2 protein-coding genes are annotated in these 1,967 nt (G+C 70.2%); both read left to right on the forward strand.

Going from position 1 to position 1,967, the window contains the following annotated elements:
* A partial coding sequence (locus tag VM95_RS37375) for an FG-GAP repeat domain-containing protein (protein ID WP_045705806.1) occupies window positions 1–285 on the forward strand: 285 nt, incomplete at its 5' end.
* 359 nt (window positions 286–644) lie between these two features.
* A partial coding sequence (locus tag VM95_RS37380; RefSeq protein WP_208615609.1) for a GDSL-type esterase/lipase family protein occupies window positions 645–1,967 on the forward strand: 1,323 nt, incomplete at its 3' end.

Genomic DNA, 1,967 nt, shown 5'->3' on the forward strand with positions numbered 1-1,967 from the left:
CAGACCACGGCCGCCGACTTCAACGGCGACGGCATAGCCGACCTGGTCGCCCGGGACTCCTCCGGCAACCTCTACCTGTGGACCGGCAACGCGGGCGGCACCTTCAGCACCAAGAAGCTGCTGACCGGCGGTTGGGACTTCACCCAGACCACCGCGGGTGACTTCACCGGCAGCGGCCACGCCGACCTGATCGCCCGCGACGACACCACCGGCACCCTCTACCGCTGGGCCGGCAACGGCACCGGCCACTTCGCCGCGCCCGTCGCCCTCACCACCGGCTGGTAATCGCCCTCACCACCGGCCGGCAAGCGCGCCGCCCCCCGATCCAGAACGCCCAGCACCAGCCCCAGGACCAACACCAGGGCCAGCACGAAGGAGTCAGACCAGTGAAACGCAGCAGCAGAGCCACACCGGGACGTCCACGTACTGCGGGAGGTCGAGCGGCAGCAGTGGCCGCGGCCCTGTGCTGCGGGCTCGTCACGGCCCCTTTCGCCACCGCTGCCCCAGCAGTCGCCGACACCGCCGGCTGCGCGGCCTACCCGACGCCGCTGGCTGCCACCAGCCGTCCCAGCCCCGCGACTTCGCCGTGGACGGGCACCTGGGGCACCGCCCTGAGCACTGCCGGATCAGCCGCGCAGTCCGGCGTGTCAGGACAGCAGACCCTGCGGATGGTGGTGCACAGCAGCATCGCGGGCACCAGTGCCCGGATCCACCTGGCCAACACCTTCGGTTCGGCTCCGGTCACCATCGGCCACGCGACGATCGCCGTCCAGGGCTCGGGCGCGACCCCGGCGGCGAGGCCCGTCACACTGACCTTCGACGGCGGTCAACAGACCGTCATACCGGCGGGTGGGGACGTCTACAGCGACCAGGCCGCTTTCCCGGTCACCGCCGACGAAAACCTCCTGGTCAGTATCTACCTGCCTCAACCGGTCAGTTCCGCGTCCTACCACCCGGACGCCCTCACCACCTCGTACACCAGCGCACCCGGTGACGGCGCCGACCACGCCGCCGGGGCCGACAGCGCCGGCTTCACCACCTCCTACCGCCACTGGGCCTACCTGAGCGGACTCGACGTCACGGCGGGCGGCAACAGCGGAACGGTCGTGGCCATCGGCGACTCGCAAACCGACGAAGGCCACACCACGCCCGACACCAACCGCCGCTGGGTCGACGACTACGGCAGGGCACTCCAGGCCCAGCCGAACCCGATGGGCGTGGTCAACGCCGGGATCTCGGGCAACCGTCTGCTCACCGATGTGACCGGGCAGAAGGCCGCCTACGGGGCCAGCGCCCTCACCCGGTTCGACCGCGACGTGCTGGCCCAGCCCAACGCCCGCTCCGTGATCCTCTACGAGGGCATCAACGACATCTCGCTCGACGGCGCGACGGACGCCGCCCTGGAAGGCGGGATCCAGCAACTGTCCGCGCGGGCGCACGCCAGAGGACTCAGCTTCAGCGTCGCCACCATCCCGCCCTTCGAGGGCAACAGCATGTACTCGGCAGCCAAGGACAACGTCCGGCAGTGCGTCAACGCCTACATCCGCACCACCGCCGACATCGACCACTACCTCGACTTCGACCAGGCCAGCCGCGATCCGCTGGCACCCAGCCGCCTCTTCGCCGGGTACTACAACCGGGGTGACGACCAGCTGCACCTCAACGACAACGGCAACCAGGTCCTGGCGAACACCATCGCCGCCCCGCCGACGGCGTCCTCCGTCCCCCTGAACTTCTCGCAGCAGGTGGCCGGCGACTTCGGGGGCACCGGTCACGCCGACCTGGTCGCGGCCGACTCCAACGGCAATCTCTACCGCTGGCCAGGCAACGGCGACGGCACCTTCGGCAGCCGCATCCTGCTCACCGGAGGCTGGAACTTCACCCAGACCACGGCCGCCGACTTCAACGGCGACGGCATAGCCGACCTGGTCGCCCGGGACTCCTCCGGCAACCTCTACCTGTGGACC

The sequence above is a fragment of the Streptomyces rubellomurinus genome, assembly GCF_000961885.1.
GTDB lineage: Bacteria > Actinomycetota > Actinomycetes > Streptomycetales > Streptomycetaceae > Kitasatospora > Kitasatospora rubellomurina.